We start from the raw sequence: 21,940 nt of genomic DNA, 5'->3' as shown, positions 1-21,940 counted from the left end.
GAAACTTGGGGAGAGATTTATGGCCAAAGGTGAATGCAATTGCGGCGCGGTGGCGTTTGAAATTCATAAGCCCATTCAAGATGTTATAATTTGCCATTGTTCCATTTGCCGGAAGGCAACCGGCAATAATGGCATGGCGCTGGTGCTCGCCATGAATGAGGACTTCACCTGGCTGCGCGGGCAGGAGCATATCCAATATTGGAAAAAGCCGGATGCAGATTGGGAAGGCTGGTTCTGCCAAATCTGCGGCTCCACTTTGCCTGGCCGGAACGATGACACAAAACTCTATGTGCCTGTTGGCCTGATCACCGAAGGCGGTGAAAATCTGCGTGTCGCCCACCATATTTTCACCCACTCCCGCGCGGCATGGGATGAAATTGGCGACAATGGCAAGCAGCATCCTCATGCTTTTGGCTCTGGGGATAGGGCGAAATAGGTTGGCTGCGGCGTGGTTCGGATTGGTCCCGGATCAAGTCCGGGACGGCCATGTTGTGTGGTGGATGTTTCCTCTCCATGGTGATCTAGCCCCTTTGGCAGCTATTGAGGGTTTTAGGCTGGCGCCCCAGCTTGTGCGGTTCTTGTGCATGCCATGTCGCCCCCCTCCTGGGCCGTCCCGGACTTGATCCGGGACCAACGCACTAAAACCAGCCACACCAAAGCACCCGACATGCAGCGCATTCAGGGGAAATTTGCGGGGCACGAGATGGTGCAAAACTCGCTATGTTGCGCTAGAAAATGAGCTTATTCCCATCTCGCGCCAACGGCATTTTTCGCTCAGCCAAGCTGGTTTGGGGTGCTGACCCAATATCCCCAACCCTTACATGAAGGGAACGCCCTCGGTGTCGGGCAAAACCAACATAGCAGCGCGGCCACCGCGTCCGGCAAACCCACCGTCTCTCCCTTCATGCCGCCAACTGGCAACTTATACCCCGATCATCCGTCAATAATCCGCTTGGGGCAGGAGATGGATTCCACTTTATCACGGTCTTGAGGGGCGGGGAAAAGTTTGGTGATTGACGTTACTAAGCTTCTGTTGTCATCAAATAGTTTTAGATTGAAATAGGATTTAATTCTTAATGGTTTAGCAGTAGAATATCATGATATTTGTGCTGAATAAATTCTGAGTAATATTTAGAGTTTTCTACTTTAAGTTGATTTTAAACTAAATATTCACGTCTGAAAGCTGGGTAAGGCAAGATTTCATTTTACTGGAAATTGTTTGCAGTCAGTGGGAGACGTAAATGTCGCTATTTGGGGGAAGCGGATCATGGTTTATCGCATGTTTCATGACGATCAGGAATTGTATAGCTACGAAACGGAAAGATTGGATGGCGACTTGAACAGGGTTTATCTTCTTGACGCAACACAGGATGATTGAAAAAGACTAGAGCGGTTTGATCACTATGCAGGTCGCCCAATTGATCCGACGCACCTCCCCACCAAAGTGGAATTTGGCGGTCCCAAGCGTGACTTAACAGATGTGAATATCGCAGGTGCCTATCTCGTTGACGAGAAATTTAAGGATGTTGTTGATGAGCTTGAGCCGGATACGCACCAGTTCTTTCCGGTTGAGCTGTTTTGGTCTGATGGCAGCTCGGCGGGCCAGCGATATTGGTTTTTCCCCTGTAATCGCTTGGACACGGTCGACGAAGAGAGAACGACCAAAAAGCGTCGGGGAAAACTTTGGCATCCAGGTAGAGATTTTGAAAACGACGGTCAATTTGTCTTCAATCGGAGCCAAATCAATGGGCACCATATCTGGATTGATAGGTTTATGGTCGGCATTATCGGCATATTGATGAGCAATCAAATGCATGATGCCCTTCTTGCAGAAGGTGTTACAGGTATGGGCTTTAATAAGTTTGAAGAGACTGGTTAAATGACCCGCACTTATGTCGGCTGTCCTGTTGTATGTTTTATATATTAGGTGACGTAATGCCAATAATTAATGATCGAGATAATAACAAAACCATTGATACTGATACCGGTATTTATGTTGAGCTCGTTTCTAATAGACCCAATGAGCAATTGAGCATGTTTAATATTGTTAACGGTGAACATAATATTTACCTGGAAACTGTGAAAGGAAAACAAAGGAGAAGTCTGACGTATATAAATGCACTTATTTAATACATAGAATTAGTTCAAACAAAGAATGTGTCGAATTGAGATACAAAGAAATAATAAGAAAATTAATTATCGCTTATCAGGAATATCATGGAAGGATATCTGGTGTTCCGATGATTTTTTATGTTGATTTTTCTCTTGTAGAGCATCTTTTTGCCGATTCCGGTGAAGCGGTCCGATGAGCGATATTTCTCACTTGGTTGATTTAACTTCGAATAATGAGCTTGATATCGCTCGCAAGCTATCGGTTTCGGAATTTGAAGTAATTGTCTGAGGCCGATCGGCATATTGATGAGCAATCAAATGCATAATGCCCTTCTTGCAGAAGGTGTTACAGGTATGGGCTTTAATACCTTCGATGAAACTGATTAGTTCAAAATTTTAAAAATGGCCATTGAGGTATTAGGTCATAATCCCTTGGCTGAGGAGTAAAAAAATGCCGGTGTATACGATTTCCAGCGATAGAAGCTACGACGAAGCCACAGGGAATTATGGATTTGCTAACGAGACTTTGGACGGCGACTTTAAAGGCGCGTTTCCAATTGGGATAGATTTTGACCCAGGTGTAAAAGCTGCACTGTTGGATGACGGTATGGTCATTCATCAATCTGCTGAATATCAAGGTCTCCCCGTTGATATGTCCGGATTGCCAAAACGTGTGCGCTGGGGAGGCGGTAAGCGCGACCTTGGTGATTTGCAAATTACTGCAGACCATTTTTTAGTGAGTCCCAAACTCCGTGATGTGATTGAAAAGCTGGAACCAGAGGTTCACCAGTTTCAACCTGCAGAGATTATCTGGGAGAAAGATGATAGCCATGCGGCGGATTTTTTTTGGTTTAATCCATGTAACCGCGTGGACGGGATTGATCAAACCCATTCGACGACGGAGCTCAATGAAAATACAGGTACATGGCGATATGATGGCGGCGAGTTTGTGGTCAATCTAGATCAAGTTGCGGGCTATCATGTCTGGATCGACAAACGTGCAAGTTTTGCAACCGTTTGGGTTTCTGAGGAGTTTTACAAAGCCACGGAAGAAGCGGGCATTAAGGGCATACGATTTGGCGCGCATGAAGCGGTCTAGCTGATCGCCATTGATTTGCTGTGGCAAACCCACCGTCTCTCCCTTCGCGCCGCCAACTGACGGCTTATACCCCGATCATCCGTCAATAATCCGCTTGAGGCAGGAGATAGGTTCCACTTTGTCACGGTCTTGAGGGGCGGGGATAAGTTTGGTGGTCGAGTGAGACCAATTTGCGGATGGTGCGCGTCAAGTTCGTACGGAATTATATTCATTTTCAGTGGGTTGGGTGCTTACTGTAAGCAAGTTTTTGCTTTTGTCGAAACTCAAAAAATCAACTATAAGTTTAATTTAAATCTCGATATGTGCGTTGTCGTTGCGATCAAATGGATTGCAAGATCAAGTCTTGCAATGACGGAGAACTTGGTGAGGGCGTCATTTTAATGGTAGAAAATATTTGGCGAAATCACCTTTATGGTAATGCAATGCGGCACACTTTGGTCGTCACCCCAAGACTTGATCTTGGGGTCCAATTGCAGACTACTGTTTAGCATAAGGCTCTCGAGTTTATCACCATAAACAGTCGCAAGATCAGCAGGCTCAAAAAATCCCCAACCAAAGGCCGGGGATTGAAACATATAATGCTGTAGCTGCCTAGAAGTGCCAGAGGGCGGAGGCGCTGAAATTGTGGCCTGTGTAGCCTGTGTCAGACCAGCCGAGATATTTATATTCGAGATCGATTGAAATGTCGTCTGATACTGCGAATTCGGTGCCCACACCAACTGTTGTATATTGCGCGCCGCTTTCATAGTGAATGCGGCCTAGGCCTGCGTAGATCAATATATCCTGATCAATCAAATAACCTGCGCGGGCTTCAATGCCGCCATGGCCGCCATAGGTGCCGGAGGCGATGTCGCGGCTGGCGCCGAGGAATAATTCAGCGCCGAACAAAAAACTATCATGGGTGATATTGACGCCAACGATGGCGTCTAGCTGGGCCAAATTGTCAGTGCCTGAATCTACTGCAATCGACGTCCCGCCAAGGCCTACGCCCGCATAAAACCCATCCCAATCAAAACCAGTTTCCACATATTCTGTGGGCAATGGCGGGTAATCAATTGGATCACCAGCAAGCGCTTGGCCGGCGAGCATTGCGGCAGCGGCGGTTGCCAATAGGGTGGATTTTAAAAGTGTCATGTGTGTCTAGCCCCAATAATCATATGCAAATTTAATATTTTGTTAGGGTTAAATTTCACTTAACTACCCTCTGCGTTGGGCTTCTTTTAGGAAGCGTGGGGGAGGCCTGTTGACGTTTCAACTGGCCAAAATGCGCGCTCTCTTAAGAGCTTATTAAAATTTCACACTTCTCCCCCTATGCAAATAGAGAGTCGCGTGGTATTGACCCTCGCCAACCATAGTATGGTGGCGCTTCCCCCACCGTCCTGTGATCGTTCCGAAAAATCTGCTTCCGACGGAGGGCTCGACCCGTGGCAAAAATCATTTCCACCGCAACTGGCGATATCGCTTTAACCTTTGACGACGTGCTGTTGCAGCCCGCTGAATCCAGCGTGATGCCCGCAGACGTGGATATCCGCACACGGGTAACCAAAGACATTGAATTGAACTTGCCTATTCTGTCTTCGGCGATGGACACGGTGACCGAAAGCAAAATGGCCATTGCCTTGGCGCAAGCTGGCGGCATGGGCGTGATCCACCGGAACCTGACCCCGGAAGAACAAGCCGAGCAAGTGAAGCAGGTGAAACACTTTGAAAGCGGCATGGTGGTGAACCCGATCACCATCGGCCCAGATGCGCCATTGGAAGCAGCATTGGCAATTATGGAGCAGCGCAAAATTTCTGGCGTGCCCGTGGTGGAAAATGGCGGCACAGGCGGCCGTACCGTCGGCAAGCTGGTGGGCATTTTGACCAACCGGGACGTGCGCTTTGCCGACAATATGCGCCAACCGATCTCTGAACTAATGACCCGCGAAAATCTGATCACCGTGAAAGATGGGTCAAGCCAAGAAGAAGCCAAGCGCTTGCTGCACGCCAACCGGATTGAGAAACTGCTGGTGGTGGACGACAATTATCACTGCGTTGGCTTGATCACGGTGAAAGACATCGAAAAAGCGCAACTCAACCCAAACGCCATTAAAGACAGCAAAGGCCGCTTGCGCTGCGCTGCGGCGTCAACCGTTGGCGACAAAGGCTATGACCGCTCGCTGCGCTTGATTGATGCAGAAGTTGACTTGCTGGTGATCGACACGGCACACGGCCACAACACAGAAGTGGCCAAAGTGGTTTCGCGCCTTAAAAAAGAAAATTCTAAAGTGCGGATCGTTGCAGGCAATGTGGCCACTGCGGAAGCAACACGGGCATTGATTGATGCCGGTGCGGACGCAGTGAAAGTGGGCATTGGCCCGGGTTCCATTTGTACCACCCGCATCGTGGCAGGCGTCGGCGTGCCGCAATTGGCAGCCGTGATGGCTTGCGCCGAAGAAGCTGCGAAATCCGGTATCCCGATTATCGCAGATGGCGGAATCAAATTCTCAGGCGATTTGGCTAAAGCATTGGCAGGCGGTGCAAATTGCGCCATGGTCGGTTCGCTTCTCGCGGGCACAGATGAAAGCCCCGGCGAAGTTTACCTCTACCAAGGCCGCTCCTATAAATCATATCGCGGCATGGGCTCTGTGGGCGCAATGGCCCGCGGTTCGGCGGACCGTTACTTCCAGCAAGAAGTGAGCGATAGCATGAAGCTGGTGCCTGAAGGCATTGAAGGCCAAGTGCCTTACAAAGGCCCGGCAGGCAATGTGTTGCACCAATTGGCTGGCGGCTTGCGCGCAGCTATGGGCTACACCGGTTCACCAGATTTGAAGACGTTCCGCGAAGAAGCAACCTTTGTGAAAATCTCTGGCGCGGCGCTGAGCGAAAGCCACGTGCATGATGTGTCCATCACCCGCGAAAGCCCGAACTATCGCGGTGGTCGTTAATGAGCGGATTTGAAAAACTGTTATTGTTGGTCACCTTTGCGCAGGTGGGGCTAACCCTTGGGGTGCTGTTCTATCTGGGCAAATTGCGGGTGCCGCCTGTGCTATCTGGCGACATTAAAGTGGCAGACATTGCGCTGGATGCCGCCAATTGGCCCGAGCGCTCGCAACAAGTGTCCAACAATTTCAACAATCAATTCCAACTGCCCGTGCTGTTTTATCTGGCGGTGGCGATATGTTTTGCGGTGCGGTTTGTGCCCGGCATCTTTTTGCTGTGCGCATTTGGCTTTGTGATCAGCCGTTATGTGCATGCCTATATCCATTGCACCACAAACCGTGTATATCGCCGGTTCTATGCTTATTTTGCTGGGTTGGTTTTTCTCACCATCGGGTGGATTGATCTGGTAATTGAGCTGATGTTGGTTTTGTGAGGCAAAAATGCGGTTACCCGGCAGAATAAGTGCAGCGATTGAAGTTCTCGATGATATTGAAAAGCGCAAGCGGCCCGTTGCCGATGCACTGAAAGATTGGGGCTTGTCGCATCGCTTTGCTGGATCGGGCGACCGCGCGGCTATCGGCAATATTGTTTATGACGCATTGCGCAAGAAATTGAGCAATGCCCATATCGCTGGCGGCGACACAGGGCGGCATTTGGCGCTGGCAACATTGATCCGCGATTGGGGCGAAACGCCCGAAAGCCTCAATGAAATGTTTGAGGGTGATCGCTTTGCGCCGGAACCACTCAACGAAAAAGAAATCGAAGCCTTTAAACGCGATAACCCGCTGGCCGACGCGCCACTGCATGTGCAGGCGGATATTCCTGAATGGTGCCAAAACTCATTCGAACGCAATTTCGATGAGGAGTGGGTGGCCGAGGGCCAGGCGCTGGCCACGCGCCCGCCAGTTGATTTGCGCGTCAACACACTCAAAGCAAATCGCGACAAGGTGCTCAAAGCACTTAAACGCGTAAAGCCTGTTAAGAGCGAAATTGCGCTGAACGGCGTGCGCATGAAGGCTGGCACAACTGACGCCCGCACACCCAATGTGCAGGCGGAAGAGGGCTACCAAAAAGGCTGGTATGAAGTGCAAGACGAGGGCAGCCAGATCGTGGCTGACCTGATCTATGCCCGGCCAGGTGAAAAAGTGCTGGACCTTTGCGCCGGGGCAGGCGGTAAAAGCCTCGCCATGGCGGCCGCCATGGAAAATAAAGGCCAGATTTTTGCCTATGATAGCGATCGCGGTCGCCTGTCTGCCATTTTTGAACGGATCAAACGGGCAGGTGCCCACAATATCCAAGTGCGCCAGCCGGATGACGGCTCGCTAGATGACCTACTCGACAGCATGGACAAAGTGGTTGTGGATGCGCCGTGCACCGGATCTGGCACGTGGCGGCGGCGGCCAGATGCCAAATGGCGTTTAAGCCGTGACCAGCTAGATGTGCGCCTGCGCGAGCAAGAAGAAGTGCTGTCTCAAGCCATCGCTTTCGTCAAAGTTGGCGGCTTTTTGGTTTACATCACCTGTTCTGTTTTCCCTGAGGAAAATGAAGGGCAAATCTATGCCTTTTTGGATGAAAATCCGAGCTTTGAATTGGTGTCCGCAGGCGAGGTTTGGCAGGATTTGTTTGGGTTTGATAAAAACCAACCTTGGTCGTCCGACCTCAAATCAATCACCTTGACACCAGCGTCAACCAACACAGACGGTTTTTATTTCGCGGTGATGCAGCGCAACGCATAATTCTTTTCGCATATTAGCGAAAAATTTAGCGGCCCTTGATATCTTGTTTTGAAACAAGTTTTAGAGGCGAAAATGGCATCGGGCACCGCGCATCAACATATCCGTTTGGCTGAATTGCTGGCTGCGTTGAGCCATGCGCTGGATATGACCGAAGGGCAACCGGTTGGTCATTGTGTGCGGGCCTGTTGGATCGGGCTGAATGTTGGGAAAAAAATGGGCCTGACACAGGGCCAATTGTCTGACCTTTATTACACGATTTTGCTCAAAGATTTGGGTTGTTCCAGCAATGCGGCGCGCATCTGCGCCCATTATATCACTTGCGATCTAACCTTTAAGAATGAGTTCAAAAAGGTGGATGGCAGCCTGCCGCAAGTGCTGAATTTTGTGATCACCCAATCTGGCGTCAAAGCCAACATGGCCGACAAGTTTCGCTCTATCGTGAAAACGCTGCGCCATGGCGGACAAATCTCAAAAGAACTGATCGAGACCCGTTGCCAACGTGGCGCTGAGATTGCACGGCAAATGCATTTTAACGACGCGGTGCAACAAGGCATTATGAGCCTTGATGAACATTGGGATGGCACAGGCCAACCCGACCGTTTGCAAGGGTTGGAAATTCCGCTCTATTCCCAAATTGCGCTGCTGGGGCAAGTGGCTGACGTGTTCTTCATGAATGATGGACGCGAACAAGCGATCACTGCCGTGGGTAGCCGCGCCGGCACATGGTTTAACCCCAAAGTGGTGGAAGCCTTTCTGACGCTGGAAAAAGACGAGCATTTTTGGACCATGCTGTCGCGTGCCGATCTTTCCAAACATATTTATGAATTTGAGCCCGGCCAAAGCGCACGTATTGCAGATGAGGATTATCTGGACGATATCGCTCAAGCGTTTGCGCAAGTGGTGGACAGCAAAAGCCCGTTCACGGCGGGCCATTCAGAACGGGTGACCCTTTTCGCTGATCTGATTGCCGAGCAAATGGGCTATGCAGAAGAAAGACGCCGCTGGCTGCGCCGTGCGGCTTTGCTGCACGATATTGGCAAATTGGGTGTGTCCAACTCCGTATTGGATAAACCGGGCCGGTTGGACGACAATGAATTTGCCGAGATCAAAAAGCACCCCGTCTTTTCAAAAGAGATTTTGGACAATATTTGCGCCTTTGGCGACATTGCACCTGTCGCGGGTGGTCACCATGAACGCTTGGATGGCAAGGGCTATCCCTATGGCCTGAAAGGCGATGAAATCGATATGGACACGCGTATTGTGACCGTAGCCGATATCTTCGACGCACTAACTGCTGATCGGCCATACCGTGCGGCCATGCCCGTTGAGAAAGCGCTCGGCATTATGCGCGAAATGGTAGATGAAGCCATCGACCGCAATTGTTTCACCGCCCTATGCGCCGCCATTGCCAAATTTGACCAACTGCCAACGCTTGATAATCATGCAGGCGAACTTAAAGTTGCCGTTTAGCAGCTAGATACTCGACGTTTTCGTAAGGAATTTAAAAATAGCGCTTATGGAAACGTCGAAAAATATTCTGCTCAGCGCGCTTTTGATTGCGTTGATAACGGCCATAGATTGGCTGCTATTGTCTCAAATCATCGCATCAATTTTACAATTTTTTGGCAAGTCGCGAGGCGTGGGCTTTGGCATAACGCTTCACTACGCTACCCAATTCTTGGTCGTGGTCTCTACGCTCAGCCTATTTATTTCGGTTTTTCGTGGTTACAAATTTGCACTCATCGCGGCATTGATAGGGCATGGTGCAGTGATGATCTATCTTTGGCCTGGGGCCGATGCGAGGAAGTTTATGGCCGTAGTCATTAGCTCCTACATCTTATTCTTTGTGATGCTAAAGCTGCTCTCTAAATGCCGTTCCTATCTGCGGTTGAGATAGTCGCGCGTTTAAAGTAAGTCCCATCGGTCAATGCAATGAACATCAGGGATTTGATGGGCCGTCATAGCAAGCGAAGGCCAGCTTATTTCCATCTGGGTCGCGAATATAGGCAACGTAGAACTTATCGCCATATCGTTCAGGACGGTAGCCCGGAATGCCTTCGTCTCGTCCACCATTCGCGAGTGCCTTTTCATAAAGCGCATCGACCAATGTTGCCGTTCGCACTCTGAACGTAGTCATTGCACCATTCCCCACACTTGCGGGATTTCCATCAAATGGATAGCAGGAGAAAAAGCGCGGCACTGTCTCATCATCACGGTCGCCCCACGAGGCAACCTGTTCATCTTGGTAACAAGGCGACAATCCCATCATGTCGAAAAGTGGATTGTAGAAATCCTGTGCACGTTTGAGATCATTCGTGCCCACCATGGTATAGCCAATCACGATATACGCCTTTCGCCGAGAAATCTGAAGACATAAACCAGTTATGCCCAGACAAAGGTATCTTGATTCAAAAGGAGCAGGCAATTGCCCAGTGAACATTACTTCTGATCGAAACTCATATCAGTCAAAAAAACGCTGGAAAATCCAGCGGCTCAATATTTCTCGGTTTTGCAGGCTTGATTAAGCTGCATGGCGATGTGGTTTGCCGCCCTTGAGAGAGCCGTTTTTCGGTGCAGAATTTTTTTTCTGCCCGTCGTGACCACCGCCACCATTCCGGCCCTAGGTCGTGAGCAATTGTGAGTAATTTCCGGACCGATTAGCTTGCAAAGCGTCAACGCAGTTCATAGAGTAATCACTTTATTTAACGTGGTTTTTAAGATGAAACATTTTGCCAAGCTGTTTTGGGCCCATTTTTCTTCTGCTCGTCAGATGAAACGCCTAGCTTTTGCGATAATTTTGTTTGGTGGCATCGCTGTTTTAGCACCACGCCACAATTACAACGCACAAACTTTCCTAGTTATCTTTGGTATTTTAGCGATGCTATACATCATGTCTGGTCCCTTGCTCTTCGCCGCGTACGGTATCCCTACAGAAACGAAAGATATGAGGCAGGCAATGGCGGAGGTTTCGTTGGGGAAGCATGCGGTTGCAGTTGGAGTCGTGAACGTCATTCTTATCATAGCCTTTATGAGCCTAGGGCTGCCTATTGCGATGTATTTAATACTACCGGCCGCATCAACTTGGATCATTTTAGCCCAATATAGACGATCAAAGAGAAGTGGCACTGGTGCATAAAAAAAGCCGCTGAAAATCAGCGGCTTTTATCAGTCATACGGTCAGCTTTATTACGCTGCGTCGCGGCGAGGGCGACGATTGCGGGGCTTGCCGCCTGGGCCACCTTTGCCCTGATTAGGCTTGCCGCCTTTGCGTGGACCGTTTTTAGGTGCAGAATTTTTGTTCTGACCTTCACGACCGCCGCCGCCATTACGCTTGCGACCACCACGTGGAGGGCCACCGCGACCACGGCGCTGATTGCGCTTTGGTGGAGGGCCAGCTGGGATTTCAATCTCAACTTCTTCACCATCCATAGTCTGCGCTGGGATTTCCAACTTGATCAAGCGCTGGATGAGACCCAAATGTGCGCGTTCTTCTGGTTCGCAGAATGAAATTGCCAAACCTGATGCGCCAGCACGTGCCGTACGGCCAATGCGGTGCACGTAGCTTTCAGCCACTTCTGGCAATTCATAATTGACCACCAAGCCAACGCCCGGCACGTCAATGCCGCGTGCGGCAATATCAGTGGCCACAAGTACTTTGCAGCTGCCTTTGCGGAATTGCTTCAATGCACGCTCGCGCTGGTTGTGCGACTTGTCGCCGTGAATTGCAGCGGCATTGATGCCGGAAACGCCCAAGCGTTTGGTCACTTTGTCTGCGCCGCGTTTGGTGCGGGTGAACACGATGGCTGCTTTATCTTCATGCGCCAAAAGCACATCAGAAATGGCTTCAATCTTATCAGCTTTTTCCAACGCAATAACCATCTGCTCAATTTTGTCAGCAGTTGGCTTGTTTGACGGCACAGAAATTTCAAGCGGCTGATGCAAATGTGAATTGCTCAACTTGCGAATTTCTTTTGGCATTGTCGCAGAGAAAAGGAGTGTTTGACGCTCAACTGGTGTCAGCTCCAAAATCTCTTTGATGGCAGGCAAAAAGCCGATGTCGAGCATCTGGTCAGCTTCATCCAGCACAACCATTTGCACATGATCCAGCGTCAACGCGTTTTGCTTGAGCATATCTTGCAAACGACCAGGCGTGGCGATCAAAATATCGACGCCCTGTTGCAATTGATTTTTTTGCACCCGATAGGACACGCCACCAACAATGGTCGCAATGCGCAAATTGGTGCGGGCAGAATAGTTGCGTACAGATTCATGAATCTGGGCAGCCAACTCACGGGTTGGCGACAAAATCAAACCGCGAAGGCGTTTGCCTTTTTGGGCGGTGCCTTGCGCTTGCAGCTTTTGCACAAGCGGCAAAGAGAAGGCGGCTGTTTTGCCTGTGCCTGTTTGGGCAAGGCCCACAATGTCACGCCCATCCAAAATCGCCGGAATGGCTTTTGATTGAATAGGGGTGGGCTCGTTCAACCCAAGTTTAGGCAAAACAGAGAGAATCGGCTTCGCTAAGCCGAATAGTTCAAAACTCAATGGAATATCTTTCTTGTTGGCGCCGGCAGCATCCGAGTCTCGTTATGAATTAACTTTGCTCGGCTTATGACAGGGATGTCATTCTGATAGCGCGTGGCCAAAAATTATTTCGGGCCGGTCCAAATCATGGGCCAAACAACATTATGCAGCCTTAAAGTCAAGTGAATTCGCCATGCGCCGCGCACATAGCACCCATTCATCGTTAAATTTTCTATTGTCAAATATGAGAAAATATCTCATTTTAGAGAAAAATAGAGAAGTGCGATGGATCAGTTTACCTCACAATTGGCGGAACGACTTAAGCGATTGCGGCAGGATGCCGAGCTGACGCTGGATCAATTGGCCACCCAATCTGGCGTAAGCCGGGCGACCTTGTCGCGCTTGGAAAAGGCAGAGGTGAGCCCAACCGCCGAAGTGTTGGGCAAATTGTGCGCTGTTTATGGCTTGCCCATGTCGCGCCTGATGGCGATGGTGGAAGACGAATTTGTGCCGTTGGTGCACAAGGCCGACCAAGAGGTTTGGCACGATGCCAAAACCGGGTTTACCCGCACCAAAGTTTCGCCACCCGCCGCCAAGCTAAAGGGCGAAATCATCCGTGGCCAGTTGGAACCGGGCAAGACCATCAGCTATGACCAGCCATCTCTGGCCGGGCTGGAGCACCATTTGGTGATGTTGAGCGGCGCACTGTTTATCCGCATTGATGACCAGCATTACAGCCTGAAAGCAGGGGACTGCCTGCGCTACCAGCTTTTCGCCAGTTCCGAATTTATCACCCCGCCCGATAACGGAGCGGACTATCTCATCATGCTTGTGTGAGGATATATGCAGGTTTTTCGCGCTACATTGGACCAATTTGATCAGCACTTTGATGAGCTGGTGGAGATTTTGCAGCTCACTGTCAATAATGGTGCGGCTGTCGGCTTTATCGCACCTTTGAGCGCTGACCGCGCCAGCCAGTTTTGGCGGCAAAATATCCGACCAGAAATTGAGAGCGGGGGACGCGCGCTGTTTTTGGCTGTGGAGGACGGCAAAGCCGTGGGTACAGCACAATTGATTTTGGCCATGCCCGACAATCAGCCCCATCGTGGTGAAGTTTCGAAAATGATGGTGCACCCTGATCATCGCCGCAAAGGCATTGCCAACCAACTGATCGAGCAGCTGGAAGAAGAGGCAAGGGGCCATCACCGCTGGCAGATTACACTGGATACACGCACGGGCGGCGGGGCTGAGCCGTTCTATCATCGCATGGGCTATATGGTGGCCGGGATCATCCCAAATTACGGCAAAAACGCCACCGACGAGAATTTCCACGCCACTACCTATATGTACAAAACGATAGATGAGGCGCGGGCATAATGCCGACAGCTTGGGCAGTTGGCACACTGATGGTTGCGGCTGTTTTCGGCGGCGCGTTGATCGCGGCGCAAGGCCCCATCTATGCCCGCATGGCTATCGGCTTTGGCAACCCCATTACCGCAACACTGGTGGCGTTCATCATCGCCACCTTTGCCATAAGTTTGGTTGCCATTCTAACGGGCGTGCGCTGGCCCAATAGCGGCACGTTTCAATCCATGCCAGCCTGGGTATGGCTGGGCGCACTGATCGGTGTTTATCAAGTGCTCGTTTCTATCTTCGCTGTGCCACGATTGGGCGTCGCGCCGTTTATTCTGCTTGTGATTGTGGGGCAAATCCTCGCCAGCCTGTTTTACGATCATTTCGGGCTGTTTGAGCTGAAAATGCGTCCGCTCAACATGCAGGCAATTGCGGGGGCAGGGATGGTCTTTCTTGGCGCGTTGTTGGTGATCACGCGATAAAACAATCAAATCCGTCAAAAGCGCACACTTTTTGCTGATTTCGGCGCGAATCCCGGTTGCGGAATCTCACAATTGGGGGTAAAGCGTCGCCATGACAGACCTTACTCACGACACCACCCAAAATATCCTCATTGTGGACTACGGTTCACAAGTGACCCAGCTTATTGCACGTCGCGTACGCGAGGCGGGCGTTTATTGCGAAGTTCATCCCTTCAACAATCTTGGCGACAAGCTTGAAACCCTCAAGCCCAAAGGCGTGATCCTTTCCGGTGGCCCGGCAAGCGTGACCGACGAAATGGCGCCAGATATTCACCCCGACATTTGGGCGCTGGATGTGCCCGTGTTTGGCATTTGCTATGGCCAGCAAGCCATGTGTATGGCCCTCGGCGGCAAAGTTGAAGGCGGCGATCACCGCGAATTTGGCCGCGCAGATGTGGAAATCACCGCGCCATGCCCGCTGTTCGAAGGTGTTTGGGAAGTCGGTCAGAAATATCCTGTTTGGATGAGCCATGGCGACCGCGTGGTGGATATTCCTGAAGGATTTGTGGTGAAAGGCAAGTCGCCCGGTGCGCCATTTGCCTTGATCGCACACGAAGCGAAAAAGCGCTTCGCAGTGCAGTTCCACCCGGAAGTGGTGCACACGCCAGACGGCGCGAAACTGATTTCGAATTTCGTGCACAAAATCTGTGGCTGCGATAATTCATGGACCATGGCAGCCTATCGCGAAATGGCCATTGAGCGTATTCGCGAGCAAGTGGGCGATGCCAAGGTAATTTGTGGCTTGTCCGGCGGTGTGGACTCGTCAGTGGCTGCTGTGTTGATCCACGAAGCCATTGGTGATCAACTCACTTGTATCTTCGTAGACCACGGCCTTATGCGGATGAATGAAGCGGAAGAGGTGGTGACCTTATTCCGTGATCATTACAATATCCCGCTGGTGCATGTGGATGCCGAAGACACCTTCATGGGCGAGCTGGACGGCAAGTCTGACCCGGAAGAAAAACGCAAGATCATTGGCCGCTTGTTCATCGAAACCTTTGAAGAAGAAGCGAAAAAAGTGGGCGGTGCAGAGTTCTTGGCGCAGGGCACGCTTTATCCTGACGTGATCGAAAGTGTAAGCTTCACCGGCGGTCCATCCGTAACCATCAAATCGCACCACAATGTGGGCGGCTTGCCGGAAAAGATGAACTTGAAGCTCGTTGAGCCATTGCGCGAATTGTTTAAAGACGAAGTGCGCGATCTGGGCCGTGAGCTTGGCTTGCCTGACAGCTTTGTGGGCCGCCATCCGTTCCCCGGACCCGGCTTGGCCATCCGCTGCCCAGGCGGCATCAACAAAGAAAAAGCAGACATTTTGCGCAAGGCAGATGCGATCTATCTCGATGAGATCCGCAAGTCTGGCCAATATGACAAAATCTGGCAGGCCTTTGCTGTGCTGCTGCCCGTGCAAACCGTTGGCGTGATGGGCGATGGCCGCACCTACGAATTTGTGTGCGCACTCCGCGCCGTCACCTCCGTCGATGGTATGACCGCCGATTTCTATCATTACGATATGGAATTCCTAGGCCGCACCGCCACACGGATCATCAACGAAGTCAAAGGCATCAACCGCGTCGTCTATGACGTGACCTCAAAGCCGCCAGGGACGATTGAATGGGAGTGAGCCGGATTAGAAAACAGGTCTAAATGTCCTGTTTTCCCGGCGAACGCCCGAAGCCAGCGCAGCGCGGCGGAGGGCCAGATAAATCAATTCAACGGCGCATCGATTGATGTGCCGTTTTTGTTTGTTCGTGTGGCTAAATGCGAATTGGTGGTGGACTTCAGTGTTTGCTCGTTCATTATGGGGATTGAAGTAGTGGGGAGAAAAAATGCGAACTGTAGATGATCATGCTGCAGAGTTGACTGACAAAGGGTTCACCATTGTTCCTGACTTTTTTCGACAGTCCTCAATTTTGGAAGAGATCGAATTTGAAGTCGACGCATTTGGAAAAGAATTGTGCGGCCCTGATTTCAGCTTCGATCATTATGATGCCGCCCTTATCACCCGTGAAGTTCAGTCACTCATCTATGATCGACTGAAATATCTGGTTGGGTTGCCGCGTCTGAGCAGCGCAAAACCGCTGATAGAAATGCTTCAGCAACTCGGCCTTCGGCGTTGCTCGCTGATGGGGTGTGACAATATGCGATTTGATCCGCCACACCAGCCAGATCACCTGTTCGATTGGCATCAAGATACATTGTATCTGTTGGGTTCACTCAATGCAGTGACCGTGTGGGTGCCATTTGGTCGCGTTGATGAGCATCATGGAACCATTGAAGTAGCGATCGGTAGCCACAAGAAAGGTATTTTCCCCTACAAACGCATTTCAGATAAGCCGATTGAGCCCTATGTTCCGTTTTTGCAGCGAGATCTGTCGTTGGATTATGATGTTAATTTTCCGACGGAAATTGTTACCGCAAATAGAGGGGATTTGGTGATTTTTAATCAAATGGCGCTGCACCGTAGCTTGCCCAACTATTCTGACAAACCCCGCTGGACAGCACAAATTCGGGTTTCGGATTTAAGTTGCGATTGGTTTCAAAAATCTCGTTTTCCGATGGGCGATCGAACCAACATTTTTTATTGTGATTATCCGGGGTTCAAACATCCAGAAAGCAAAGTATGAAAACGACAAAGGGTGAAGCCATAAACAAGGCGCTAGATGAAGTTGATCGGGCTGCCCGCCTGTTAGAACTGCAAACACAACTTTGTCCGCAAATGGGCAGTCATTGGAGCTTGCACAGTAACATCTTTCGAGATCGGATAGCCCTTTCGCGTCTTCTTTATTTGGACCATCTTTATCAGCAGATTATACAAGTGCCCGGCATTATATGCGAGTTCGGCGTGCAATGGGGCGGAAGCCTGACGACATTGATGAACCTGCGCGGTATGTATGAACCTTACAATTATTCACGCGCCATTGTGGGGTTTGACACATTTCAAGGGTTTGCTGGCACTGGAGACAAAGACGGGCAAACTTTTGAAGATGGCGATTACGCCACGATCAAAGATTATGAAGCCATTCTTGCTGAACTATTGGCGTTGCATGAGGAGAACTCGCCATTGCCGCATATCAAAAAGCATGAATTGGTTAAAGGCGATGTGAGCAAAACGATTGCACCGTGGCTGGCAAGCAATGAACATGCTGTAATTGCCATGGCAATCTTTGATATGGATATCTATCAGCCCACAAAAGATGCGCTGAATGCTATAAAACACCGCTTGGTAAAAGGGTCGCTGCTTGTTTTTGACGAGTTGAATTGCACTGCTTTTCCTGGGGAGACTACGGCGGTTGCGGAGGTGTTTGGGTTAGAAAACCTGAAACTGCGAAGACATCCGCATCAGCCATTCTGCTCATGGGCAATTTGGGGCGAATAACTCGACTAGCCACATAAATCAAATCAACGGCGCATCATTTGATGCGCCGTTTTGTTTTATTGCGGGATGATGGCGACTGTAAATTGTGTCGGTTTTTCGCCTGATAGCTTGTCGAGCAGGCCTTCGGTGGCATAGATTTTGTCTTTGTGCAGGGCCAGTGAGGTGGGACCGTTGAGGGGGTGATCGAGCATTGTCACCTGTGCCTTGTTGCCCTCGATCTCAAGTTTTGCCAACGCGCCCGCGGCACTTGTGGCGATGAGTTGGTTGGTGCTGAGTGCGCGCATTCCATCGGGGGCGATGATGGGTTGATCTAGGGTGATTTCTTCGGCGGTGAGGTTTGGCGCAGTATCTAGATTGATGCGAAAGAACTGGCCGCTGTTGAATTTGGCCACGATTAAAGAGTTGCCCAGCAGGGCGATGCCGCTCAAATTGAAGCCGTCGCCGGTGAACCTTTCATCTTGTAACAACGTTTCGAATGCATCGGCGCCCGGCTTTAGGACCAGAATGCGTGGCACGAATGAATCTGTGACATAGATGGTGCCATCTGCTGCTTGCACCAGATCGTTGCAAAGACCGCCGCCGGGTAAATCCCAACGCGCTGTTAGGTCGCCACTTTCAATGTCGAAGGAAAGTAGACCGGGCGCGGCCGTGCCGCTAAATTGGTTTAGCCCAAGATCAGAGCTGCAGGCATATAACATATCTTCCTGCGGGGAGAGCAGCAAACCGCCGATCGAGATGGTGCCATTGGTGCCGCCTTCAACAAAGATTGCGGGTTCGCCACCCTCTGCTGGGAGGCGCACAATATGGCCTTTGGTGACACTGCCTGTGTAAATGTCTCCATTTTCACTGATCGCAATGCTTTCGGGGAATTGCGCTTCATCCGGCAGCACAATTTGGTCGGCAGCCATGGCTGGCGCGGCGAGTAGGCTGAGTGCCAAGAGGGCCGAGTAGGCGCCTGTTCGTAATTTCATAATTTGTCCTTTCATGTTGAAGGGGAAAAATATGGACTCTATAGTTGTGCGTAAATTCGCAATAAATGCACATATGGAGTGCAGAAATTATCATGCATGATTGGGATGACTATCGATTTTTGCTGGCGGTGTTTGAGGCGCAGAATATTTCGCGGGCAGCGAAGCGGCTGAACGTGAACCACGCTACGGTTTCCCGTCGACTGGCTGCGTTGGAGGAAAGCATTGGCGCACAATTGTTTGAGCGCAAGCCTGAAGGCTATGAACTGACGGAAGCGGGGCTGGTGATGGTGTCTGCTGCGCACACCATGCAAAAAGCGCTGGCAGATGCGGACCAACTGGTGCGGGCGAACGATGAAAGCCTATCGGGCGTCGTGACTTTATCGGCGCCAGAAAATCTGATCCATGCGGTCATCTTACCAAAACTGAACGCGTTCAAAGCTGATTACCCGAATATAGGCGTGAACTTGGACAGCGCCGACGATGTAAAGAGCATCCACAATCATGATGCTGATATCGCACTGCGGGTAACCAATGCACCTGCGGAAGGGCTGGTGGGCCGGAAGCTGGTGGCACGGCACATGGCGCTTTATGCGTCGCGTGAATATTGCAAAGCGCGGGACGCGGCGACGGACCAAATTGATCATTGGATTGGACGCACAAACGACCCAAAAACGCCCAAATGGGTGACGACGCATTATCCGCGAGCAACAGCTTCGGTACGCGTTAGCTCCAATATTGCACTGCACCAGGCGGCGCGGGCAGGGCTTGGCATTGCGCAATTGCCCTGCCGGATTGGTGACGATGATCCAAAGCTGCAACGTGTTGCACCCTTCAAGGCGGAAAAGGATCGGGACCTCTGGCTGCTCTATAACCCCAATATGCGGCAAACGCCGCGCTTACAGGCCGTGGCCAAATTTCTCACCAATCTGATTTTGGCGGAAAAAGCACTATTTGAAGGGACAATAGCTGGTCCGAAGTTCTAGTGAGGGCTAGTTGCTCAATTACTTGTTGAAACAGTCGGCCAAGACGGCGCAGCCTTTTTGAATATTGTCAATTGACGGTGCAGCGTAGCCGATAACCAGGCCATTGAGCACGTCTGTGTTCTCAAAGGCATATCGACGCAATGAATTGAACGCGATGTTGCTGGCCCCGGCGTGCAGACAAATTTCCTCTGCATTGTAAATGTCGGGTAGGGCAAGCACAGCATGTAAGCCGGAATTGAGGCCACTTAATTGGCCGGGAATCCGGTTGGCGTGTAGCGCCTCAGCCAAAGCCTGACGTTTCTGACGATAGATTTTGCGCATTTTCCGCAGATGTTTTTCAAAGTGCCCATTTTGAATAAACAGTGCCATGGCGTTTTGCAGCACAATGCTGGGCGCATAATCCAGCAATTGCCGCCTTTTGGCGAGGGCGGCGATGATTTCTGGCGGGGCAACCAGATAACCAAGGCGCAAATCTGGGAAGAAGGATTTGGAGAAGGTGCCCATATGAATGACCATCTCCGGCGCGTGCGCGGCCAGAGGGGGTAGCGGCGGCACGTCATACCGGAATTCGCCATCATAATCATCTTCCAAGATGGGCACGCGACGATGCTTGGCAAAGGCCAAAAGCTTGGTGCGACGCGGGGCGGATAATCGCCCGCCCAAGGGAAACTGATGTGCTGGCGTCACGTAAATCGCGCCGAAATTGCTCTGCACCTCAGGTAAAGCTTCGATGTCGATGCCATCCTGATCTGTTGGGCAGGATATGATGTTCGCCCCACCTCGCTGGAAAATCTGCCGCGCCAGCGGATAGCATGGATTTTCCATCACGATGCTTTGCCCTTTGGCCAGCAGAAGCGGCGCAAGCAAATTGCTGGCATGGGCGATGCCGCTAGTGATGATGATGTGATCTGGGTTCACCACATATTGCCGATTGCGCCGCAGATAGGCGGCAATCTCATGTCGCAATGTAATCGAACCTTGTGGATCACCATAATCCGCTTGCGGGGACATAAGGGCGGCTTGTGCGAGGCAATGTCGCCATTGAGCCAACGGCAATTGACTGACATCTGGCCGACAAGGCAGAAAGTTGAACTTAGCGTGCGGTGCCTCATCAATGTCAGGTTCGGCAATGGCGTCAAAATTGAAGGCAAAACCTGCCTCTAATGTGCTATTTTCATGGGCCGAAAGGCGGGTGGGCATAGCTGTCACAAATGTGCCTGCGCCCGCCCGGGTGTGCAAAATGTCCTCTGCCAGCAAAATTTCATAAGCCAATTGGACCGTGCCGCGGGCGATGCCCAATTCGTTTGCCAACTGGCGGCTGGGTGGCAATTGATCACCCGGGAATAATGATTTTTGCTCAATGGCACGCCGGATTTGCTGCGCAAGTGTAGTGGATAAATTTTGCCCGTCACCGGGGTTGCTGAGATCGAGCTGCAAGTCAATCATTGAAAATTGGACCAATCAGATATGCCGATATTGGATCATTTATATAATCCAATATTTTGCTAGGCAATCTCGCACCAACTAAGGGGGCATGCCGATGGACGATAATCAAATTTTGCTGGATCGCTTCAGCACAGCGTGGAGCGAAAGGGATGCGAAGAAAGTGGCGAACTTGTTTGCACCGGATGGTGTTTATTTCGCCTCAATAGGGCCGGAGCCGGGGCACAAAGCGGTGGGTCGCGTGGCGATCAAGAAATTGGTGGCCGCAATGTTTGCCCAGGATGCTGGGGCACAAAGCCAGACAAGCGCGCCAATTATGATGGAGGATGCTGTCTTTTGGACGTGGCAATATGATTTGCCTGATGGCACCACTGAACTTGGATGTGATCTCTTGCGCTTGGCAGGCGGTTATATCACCCTGAAAGATGCCTATAGAAAGGTGCGCCAAAAATGAACGCGATGAAAACTGACCCATATCAAGGCCGCGACTATGTTTATTGCGGCCGCGTGCAACAATTTGGCTTTGAGCTCAAAACCTATTCTATTTGCGCCAAAAGCCGGACGCCACTGGCGACCGATCCTATTTTCAGCGCGGCGATGGAAGCGCTGCGCACCTCTCAAATTATGGACATGCCACACTTGTGCGTTGGCTATTTGATGGTGCACTTTGGCGAGGCGGCCAATTGGGTGCTCACCCGCGTCTGGCGCGAAGGCGACATTGTGGCGGGCCTGTTGACCCACTTTGAGGCGGGCCAGTTACTGCCTGTTGATGAGCCGATGATCGAGTGTGTGTGGGAGGAAGTTATTGTGCATCATGAGCGCAATGCCTGGGTGAAACACATGATGGGCGGCGCGGGCAAAGAGGGCTATTTGGCGGACCATTTAGCCGATGGACAATATTGA

23 protein-coding genes are annotated in these 21,940 nt (G+C 50.9%); 18 read left to right on the top strand and 5 right to left on the bottom strand.

Annotated features, from left to right (window positions below):
* Window positions 1-19: 19 nt before the first annotated feature.
* The 3 genes from ATL17_RS08390 (at window position 20) to ATL17_RS08380 (ending at window position 3,211) form a co-directional block, all read left to right on the top strand.
* Window positions 20-436: a GFA family protein gene (locus ATL17_RS08390; RefSeq protein ID WP_133572364.1), complete on the top strand. Its 417-nt coding sequence runs from the start codon at window positions 20-22 to the stop codon at window positions 434-436.
* A gap of 1,008 nt (window positions 437-1,444) precedes the next feature.
* Window positions 1,445-1,879 (top strand): imm11 family protein, encoded by a 435-nt coding sequence (locus ATL17_RS17220; protein WP_425462422.1) that lies wholly within the window; start codon window positions 1,445-1,447, stop codon window positions 1,877-1,879.
* A 684-nt stretch (window positions 1,880-2,563) separates the two neighbouring features.
* On the top strand, window positions 2,564-3,211 hold the full coding sequence (locus ATL17_RS08380) for an imm11 family protein (protein ID WP_133572363.1): 648 nt from the start codon (window positions 2,564-2,566) through the stop codon (window positions 3,209-3,211).
* A gap of 591 nt (window positions 3,212-3,802) precedes the next feature.
* Here ATL17_RS08380 and ATL17_RS08375 read toward each other — a convergent pair.
* A complete protein-coding gene (locus tag ATL17_RS08375; protein WP_133572362.1) occupies window positions 3,803-4,345 on the bottom strand; it encodes an outer membrane protein in 543 nt (180 codons plus the stop codon).
* A 290-nt stretch (window positions 4,346-4,635) separates the two neighbouring features.
* Between ATL17_RS08375 and guaB the strand changes: the two genes are divergently transcribed.
* The 5 genes from guaB (at window position 4,636) to ATL17_RS08350 (ending at window position 9,766) form a co-directional block, all read left to right on the top strand.
* Window positions 4,636-6,138, top strand: a complete 1,503-nt coding sequence (guaB, locus tag ATL17_RS08370; protein WP_133572361.1) for an IMP dehydrogenase — start codon at window positions 4,636-4,638, stop codon at window positions 6,136-6,138.
* Entirely contained in the window at window positions 6,138-6,566 is a 429-nt protein-coding gene (locus tag ATL17_RS08365) for an MAPEG family protein (RefSeq protein WP_133572360.1), read from the top strand. Before guaB ends, ATL17_RS08365 begins: the two co-directional genes overlap by 1 nt.
* A gap of 7 nt (window positions 6,567-6,573) precedes the next feature.
* Window positions 6,574-7,869 (top strand): RsmB/NOP family class I SAM-dependent RNA methyltransferase, encoded by a 1,296-nt coding sequence (locus ATL17_RS08360; protein WP_133572359.1) that lies wholly within the window; start codon window positions 6,574-6,576, stop codon window positions 7,867-7,869.
* A 72-nt stretch (window positions 7,870-7,941) separates the two neighbouring features.
* Window positions 7,942-9,339, top strand: a complete 1,398-nt coding sequence (locus tag ATL17_RS08355) for an HD-GYP domain-containing protein (protein ID WP_133572358.1) — start codon at window positions 7,942-7,944, stop codon at window positions 9,337-9,339.
* 46 nt (window positions 9,340-9,385) lie between these two features.
* Complete coding sequence (locus ATL17_RS08350) at window positions 9,386-9,766, top strand: hypothetical protein (RefSeq protein WP_133572357.1); 381 nt, start codon at window positions 9,386-9,388, stop codon at window positions 9,764-9,766.
* 42 nt (window positions 9,767-9,808) lie between these two features.
* Here the strand turns inward: ATL17_RS08350 and ATL17_RS08345 are convergent, their stop codons facing one another.
* Window positions 9,809-10,210, bottom strand: coding sequence for a VOC family protein (locus ATL17_RS08345; protein WP_133572356.1), 402 nt, complete (start codon window positions 10,208-10,210; stop codon window positions 9,809-9,811).
* A gap of 378 nt (window positions 10,211-10,588) precedes the next feature.
* On the opposite strand from ATL17_RS08345, the gene ATL17_RS08340 reads away from it, so the two are divergent.
* Window positions 10,589-11,005, top strand: coding sequence for a hypothetical protein (locus ATL17_RS08340; protein WP_133572355.1), 417 nt, complete (start codon window positions 10,589-10,591; stop codon window positions 11,003-11,005).
* A gap of 50 nt (window positions 11,006-11,055) precedes the next feature.
* On the opposite strand, the gene ATL17_RS08335 is transcribed toward ATL17_RS08340, so the two are convergent.
* Window positions 11,056-12,411, bottom strand: coding sequence for a DEAD/DEAH box helicase (locus tag ATL17_RS08335; protein ID WP_133572354.1), 1,356 nt, complete (start codon window positions 12,409-12,411; stop codon window positions 11,056-11,058).
* A gap of 264 nt (window positions 12,412-12,675) precedes the next feature.
* On the opposite strand from ATL17_RS08335, the gene ATL17_RS08330 reads away from it, so the two are divergent.
* The 6 genes from ATL17_RS08330 (at window position 12,676) to ATL17_RS08305 (ending at window position 17,640) form a co-directional block, all read left to right on the top strand.
* Window positions 12,676-13,227, top strand: coding sequence for a helix-turn-helix domain-containing protein (locus ATL17_RS08330; protein WP_133572353.1), 552 nt, complete (start codon window positions 12,676-12,678; stop codon window positions 13,225-13,227).
* 6 nt (window positions 13,228-13,233) lie between these two features.
* Window positions 13,234-13,767, top strand: coding sequence for a GNAT family N-acetyltransferase (locus tag ATL17_RS08325; protein ID WP_133572352.1), 534 nt, complete (start codon window positions 13,234-13,236; stop codon window positions 13,765-13,767).
* The gene (locus ATL17_RS08320) at window positions 13,767-14,225 is read left to right on the top strand and encodes a DMT family transporter (protein ID WP_133572351.1); all 459 of its coding nucleotides are present in this window, start codon (window positions 13,767-13,769) and stop codon (window positions 14,223-14,225) included. The genes ATL17_RS08325 and ATL17_RS08320 overlap by 1 nt, the downstream gene beginning before the upstream one ends.
* A gap of 91 nt (window positions 14,226-14,316) precedes the next feature.
* The gene (guaA, locus tag ATL17_RS08315; protein WP_133572350.1) at window positions 14,317-15,885 is read left to right on the top strand and encodes a glutamine-hydrolyzing GMP synthase; all 1,569 of its coding nucleotides are present in this window, start codon (window positions 14,317-14,319) and stop codon (window positions 15,883-15,885) included.
* Window positions 15,886-16,090: 205 nt separating this feature from the next.
* Window positions 16,091-16,888 carry a phytanoyl-CoA dioxygenase family protein gene (locus tag ATL17_RS08310; RefSeq protein WP_133572349.1) on the top strand — a complete coding sequence of 266 codons (798 nt, stop codon included), beginning with the start codon at window positions 16,091-16,093 and terminating at the stop codon, window positions 16,886-16,888.
* A complete protein-coding gene (locus ATL17_RS08305) occupies window positions 16,885-17,640 on the top strand; it encodes a TylF/MycF/NovP-related O-methyltransferase (protein WP_133572348.1) in 756 nt (251 codons plus the stop codon). Before ATL17_RS08310 ends, ATL17_RS08305 begins: the two co-directional genes overlap by 4 nt.
* 56 nt (window positions 17,641-17,696) lie before the next feature.
* Here ATL17_RS08305 and ATL17_RS08300 read toward each other — a convergent pair whose 3' ends face one another.
* Window positions 17,697-18,611 (bottom strand): SMP-30/gluconolactonase/LRE family protein, encoded by a 915-nt coding sequence (locus tag ATL17_RS08300; protein WP_133572347.1) that lies wholly within the window; start codon window positions 18,609-18,611, stop codon window positions 17,697-17,699.
* 92 nt (window positions 18,612-18,703) lie between these two features.
* On the opposite strand from ATL17_RS08300, the gene ATL17_RS08295 reads away from it, so the two are divergent.
* A complete protein-coding gene (locus ATL17_RS08295; RefSeq protein ID WP_166638956.1) occupies window positions 18,704-19,594 on the top strand; it encodes a LysR family transcriptional regulator in 891 nt (296 codons plus the stop codon).
* Window positions 19,595-19,612: 18 nt separating this feature from the next.
* Here the strand turns inward: ATL17_RS08295 and pdxR are convergent, their stop codons facing one another.
* Window positions 19,613-21,040 carry a MocR-like pyridoxine biosynthesis transcription factor PdxR gene (pdxR, locus tag ATL17_RS08290; protein ID WP_133572345.1) on the bottom strand — a complete coding sequence of 476 codons (1,428 nt, stop codon included), beginning with the start codon at window positions 21,038-21,040 and terminating at the stop codon, window positions 19,613-19,615.
* 94 nt (window positions 21,041-21,134) lie between these two features.
* On the opposite strand from pdxR, the gene ATL17_RS08285 reads away from it, so the two are divergent.
* Window positions 21,135-21,491, top strand: coding sequence for a nuclear transport factor 2 family protein (locus ATL17_RS08285; protein ID WP_166638955.1), 357 nt, complete (start codon window positions 21,135-21,137; stop codon window positions 21,489-21,491).
* On the top strand, window positions 21,488-21,940 hold the full coding sequence (locus ATL17_RS08280) for a hypothetical protein (protein WP_133572343.1): 453 nt from the start codon (window positions 21,488-21,490) through the stop codon (window positions 21,938-21,940). The genes ATL17_RS08285 and ATL17_RS08280 overlap by 4 nt, the downstream gene beginning before the upstream one ends.

It is taken from the genome of Maritalea mobilis (assembly GCF_004363175.1).
GTDB classification, from domain to species: Bacteria; Pseudomonadota; Alphaproteobacteria; order Rhizobiales; family Devosiaceae; genus Maritalea; species Maritalea mobilis.
Note: the sequence above shows the minus strand (reverse complement) of the source record. Positions and strands in the feature narration are given on the sequence as shown.

What these genes read in the sequence shown, in the direction of transcription:
- ATL17_RS08390 (WP_133572364.1), top strand. Translation starts at nt 20, where the DNA reads ATGGCCAAAGGTGAATGCAATTGCGGCGCGGTGGCGTTTGAAATTCAT.
- ATL17_RS08380 (WP_133572363.1), top strand. Translation starts at nt 2,564, where the DNA reads ATGCCGGTGTATACGATTTCCAGCGATAGAAGCTACGACGAAGCCACA.
- ATL17_RS08375 (WP_133572362.1), bottom strand. Translation starts at nt 4,345, where the DNA reads ATGACACTTTTAAAATCCACCCTATTGGCAACCGCCGCTGCCGCAATG.
- ATL17_RS08365 (WP_133572360.1), top strand. Translation starts at nt 6,138, where the DNA reads ATGAGCGGATTTGAAAAACTGTTATTGTTGGTCACCTTTGCGCAGGTG.
- ATL17_RS08360 (WP_133572359.1), top strand. Translation starts at nt 6,574, where the DNA reads ATGCGGTTACCCGGCAGAATAAGTGCAGCGATTGAAGTTCTCGATGAT.
- ATL17_RS08355 (WP_133572358.1), top strand. Translation starts at nt 7,942, where the DNA reads ATGGCATCGGGCACCGCGCATCAACATATCCGTTTGGCTGAATTGCTG.
- ATL17_RS08350 (WP_133572357.1), top strand. Translation starts at nt 9,386, where the DNA reads ATGGAAACGTCGAAAAATATTCTGCTCAGCGCGCTTTTGATTGCGTTG.
- ATL17_RS08340 (WP_133572355.1), top strand. Translation starts at nt 10,589, where the DNA reads ATGAAACATTTTGCCAAGCTGTTTTGGGCCCATTTTTCTTCTGCTCGT.
- ATL17_RS08330 (WP_133572353.1), top strand. Translation starts at nt 12,676, where the DNA reads ATGGATCAGTTTACCTCACAATTGGCGGAACGACTTAAGCGATTGCGG.
- ATL17_RS08325 (WP_133572352.1), top strand. Translation starts at nt 13,234, where the DNA reads ATGCAGGTTTTTCGCGCTACATTGGACCAATTTGATCAGCACTTTGAT.
- ATL17_RS08320 (WP_133572351.1), top strand. Translation starts at nt 13,767, where the DNA reads ATGCCGACAGCTTGGGCAGTTGGCACACTGATGGTTGCGGCTGTTTTC.
- guaA (WP_133572350.1), top strand. Translation starts at nt 14,317, where the DNA reads ATGACAGACCTTACTCACGACACCACCCAAAATATCCTCATTGTGGAC.
- ATL17_RS08310 (WP_133572349.1), top strand. Translation starts at nt 16,091, where the DNA reads ATGCGAACTGTAGATGATCATGCTGCAGAGTTGACTGACAAAGGGTTC.
- ATL17_RS08305 (WP_133572348.1), top strand. Translation starts at nt 16,885, where the DNA reads ATGAAAACGACAAAGGGTGAAGCCATAAACAAGGCGCTAGATGAAGTT.
- ATL17_RS08300 (WP_133572347.1), bottom strand. Translation starts at nt 18,611, where the DNA reads ATGAAATTACGAACAGGCGCCTACTCGGCCCTCTTGGCACTCAGCCTA.
- ATL17_RS08295 (WP_166638956.1), top strand. Translation starts at nt 18,704, where the DNA reads ATGCATGATTGGGATGACTATCGATTTTTGCTGGCGGTGTTTGAGGCG.
- pdxR (WP_133572345.1), bottom strand. Translation starts at nt 21,040, where the DNA reads ATGATTGACTTGCAGCTCGATCTCAGCAACCCCGGTGACGGGCAAAAT.
- ATL17_RS08285 (WP_166638955.1), top strand. Translation starts at nt 21,135, where the DNA reads ATGGACGATAATCAAATTTTGCTGGATCGCTTCAGCACAGCGTGGAGC.
- ATL17_RS08280 (WP_133572343.1), top strand. Translation starts at nt 21,488, where the DNA reads ATGAACGCGATGAAAACTGACCCATATCAAGGCCGCGACTATGTTTAT.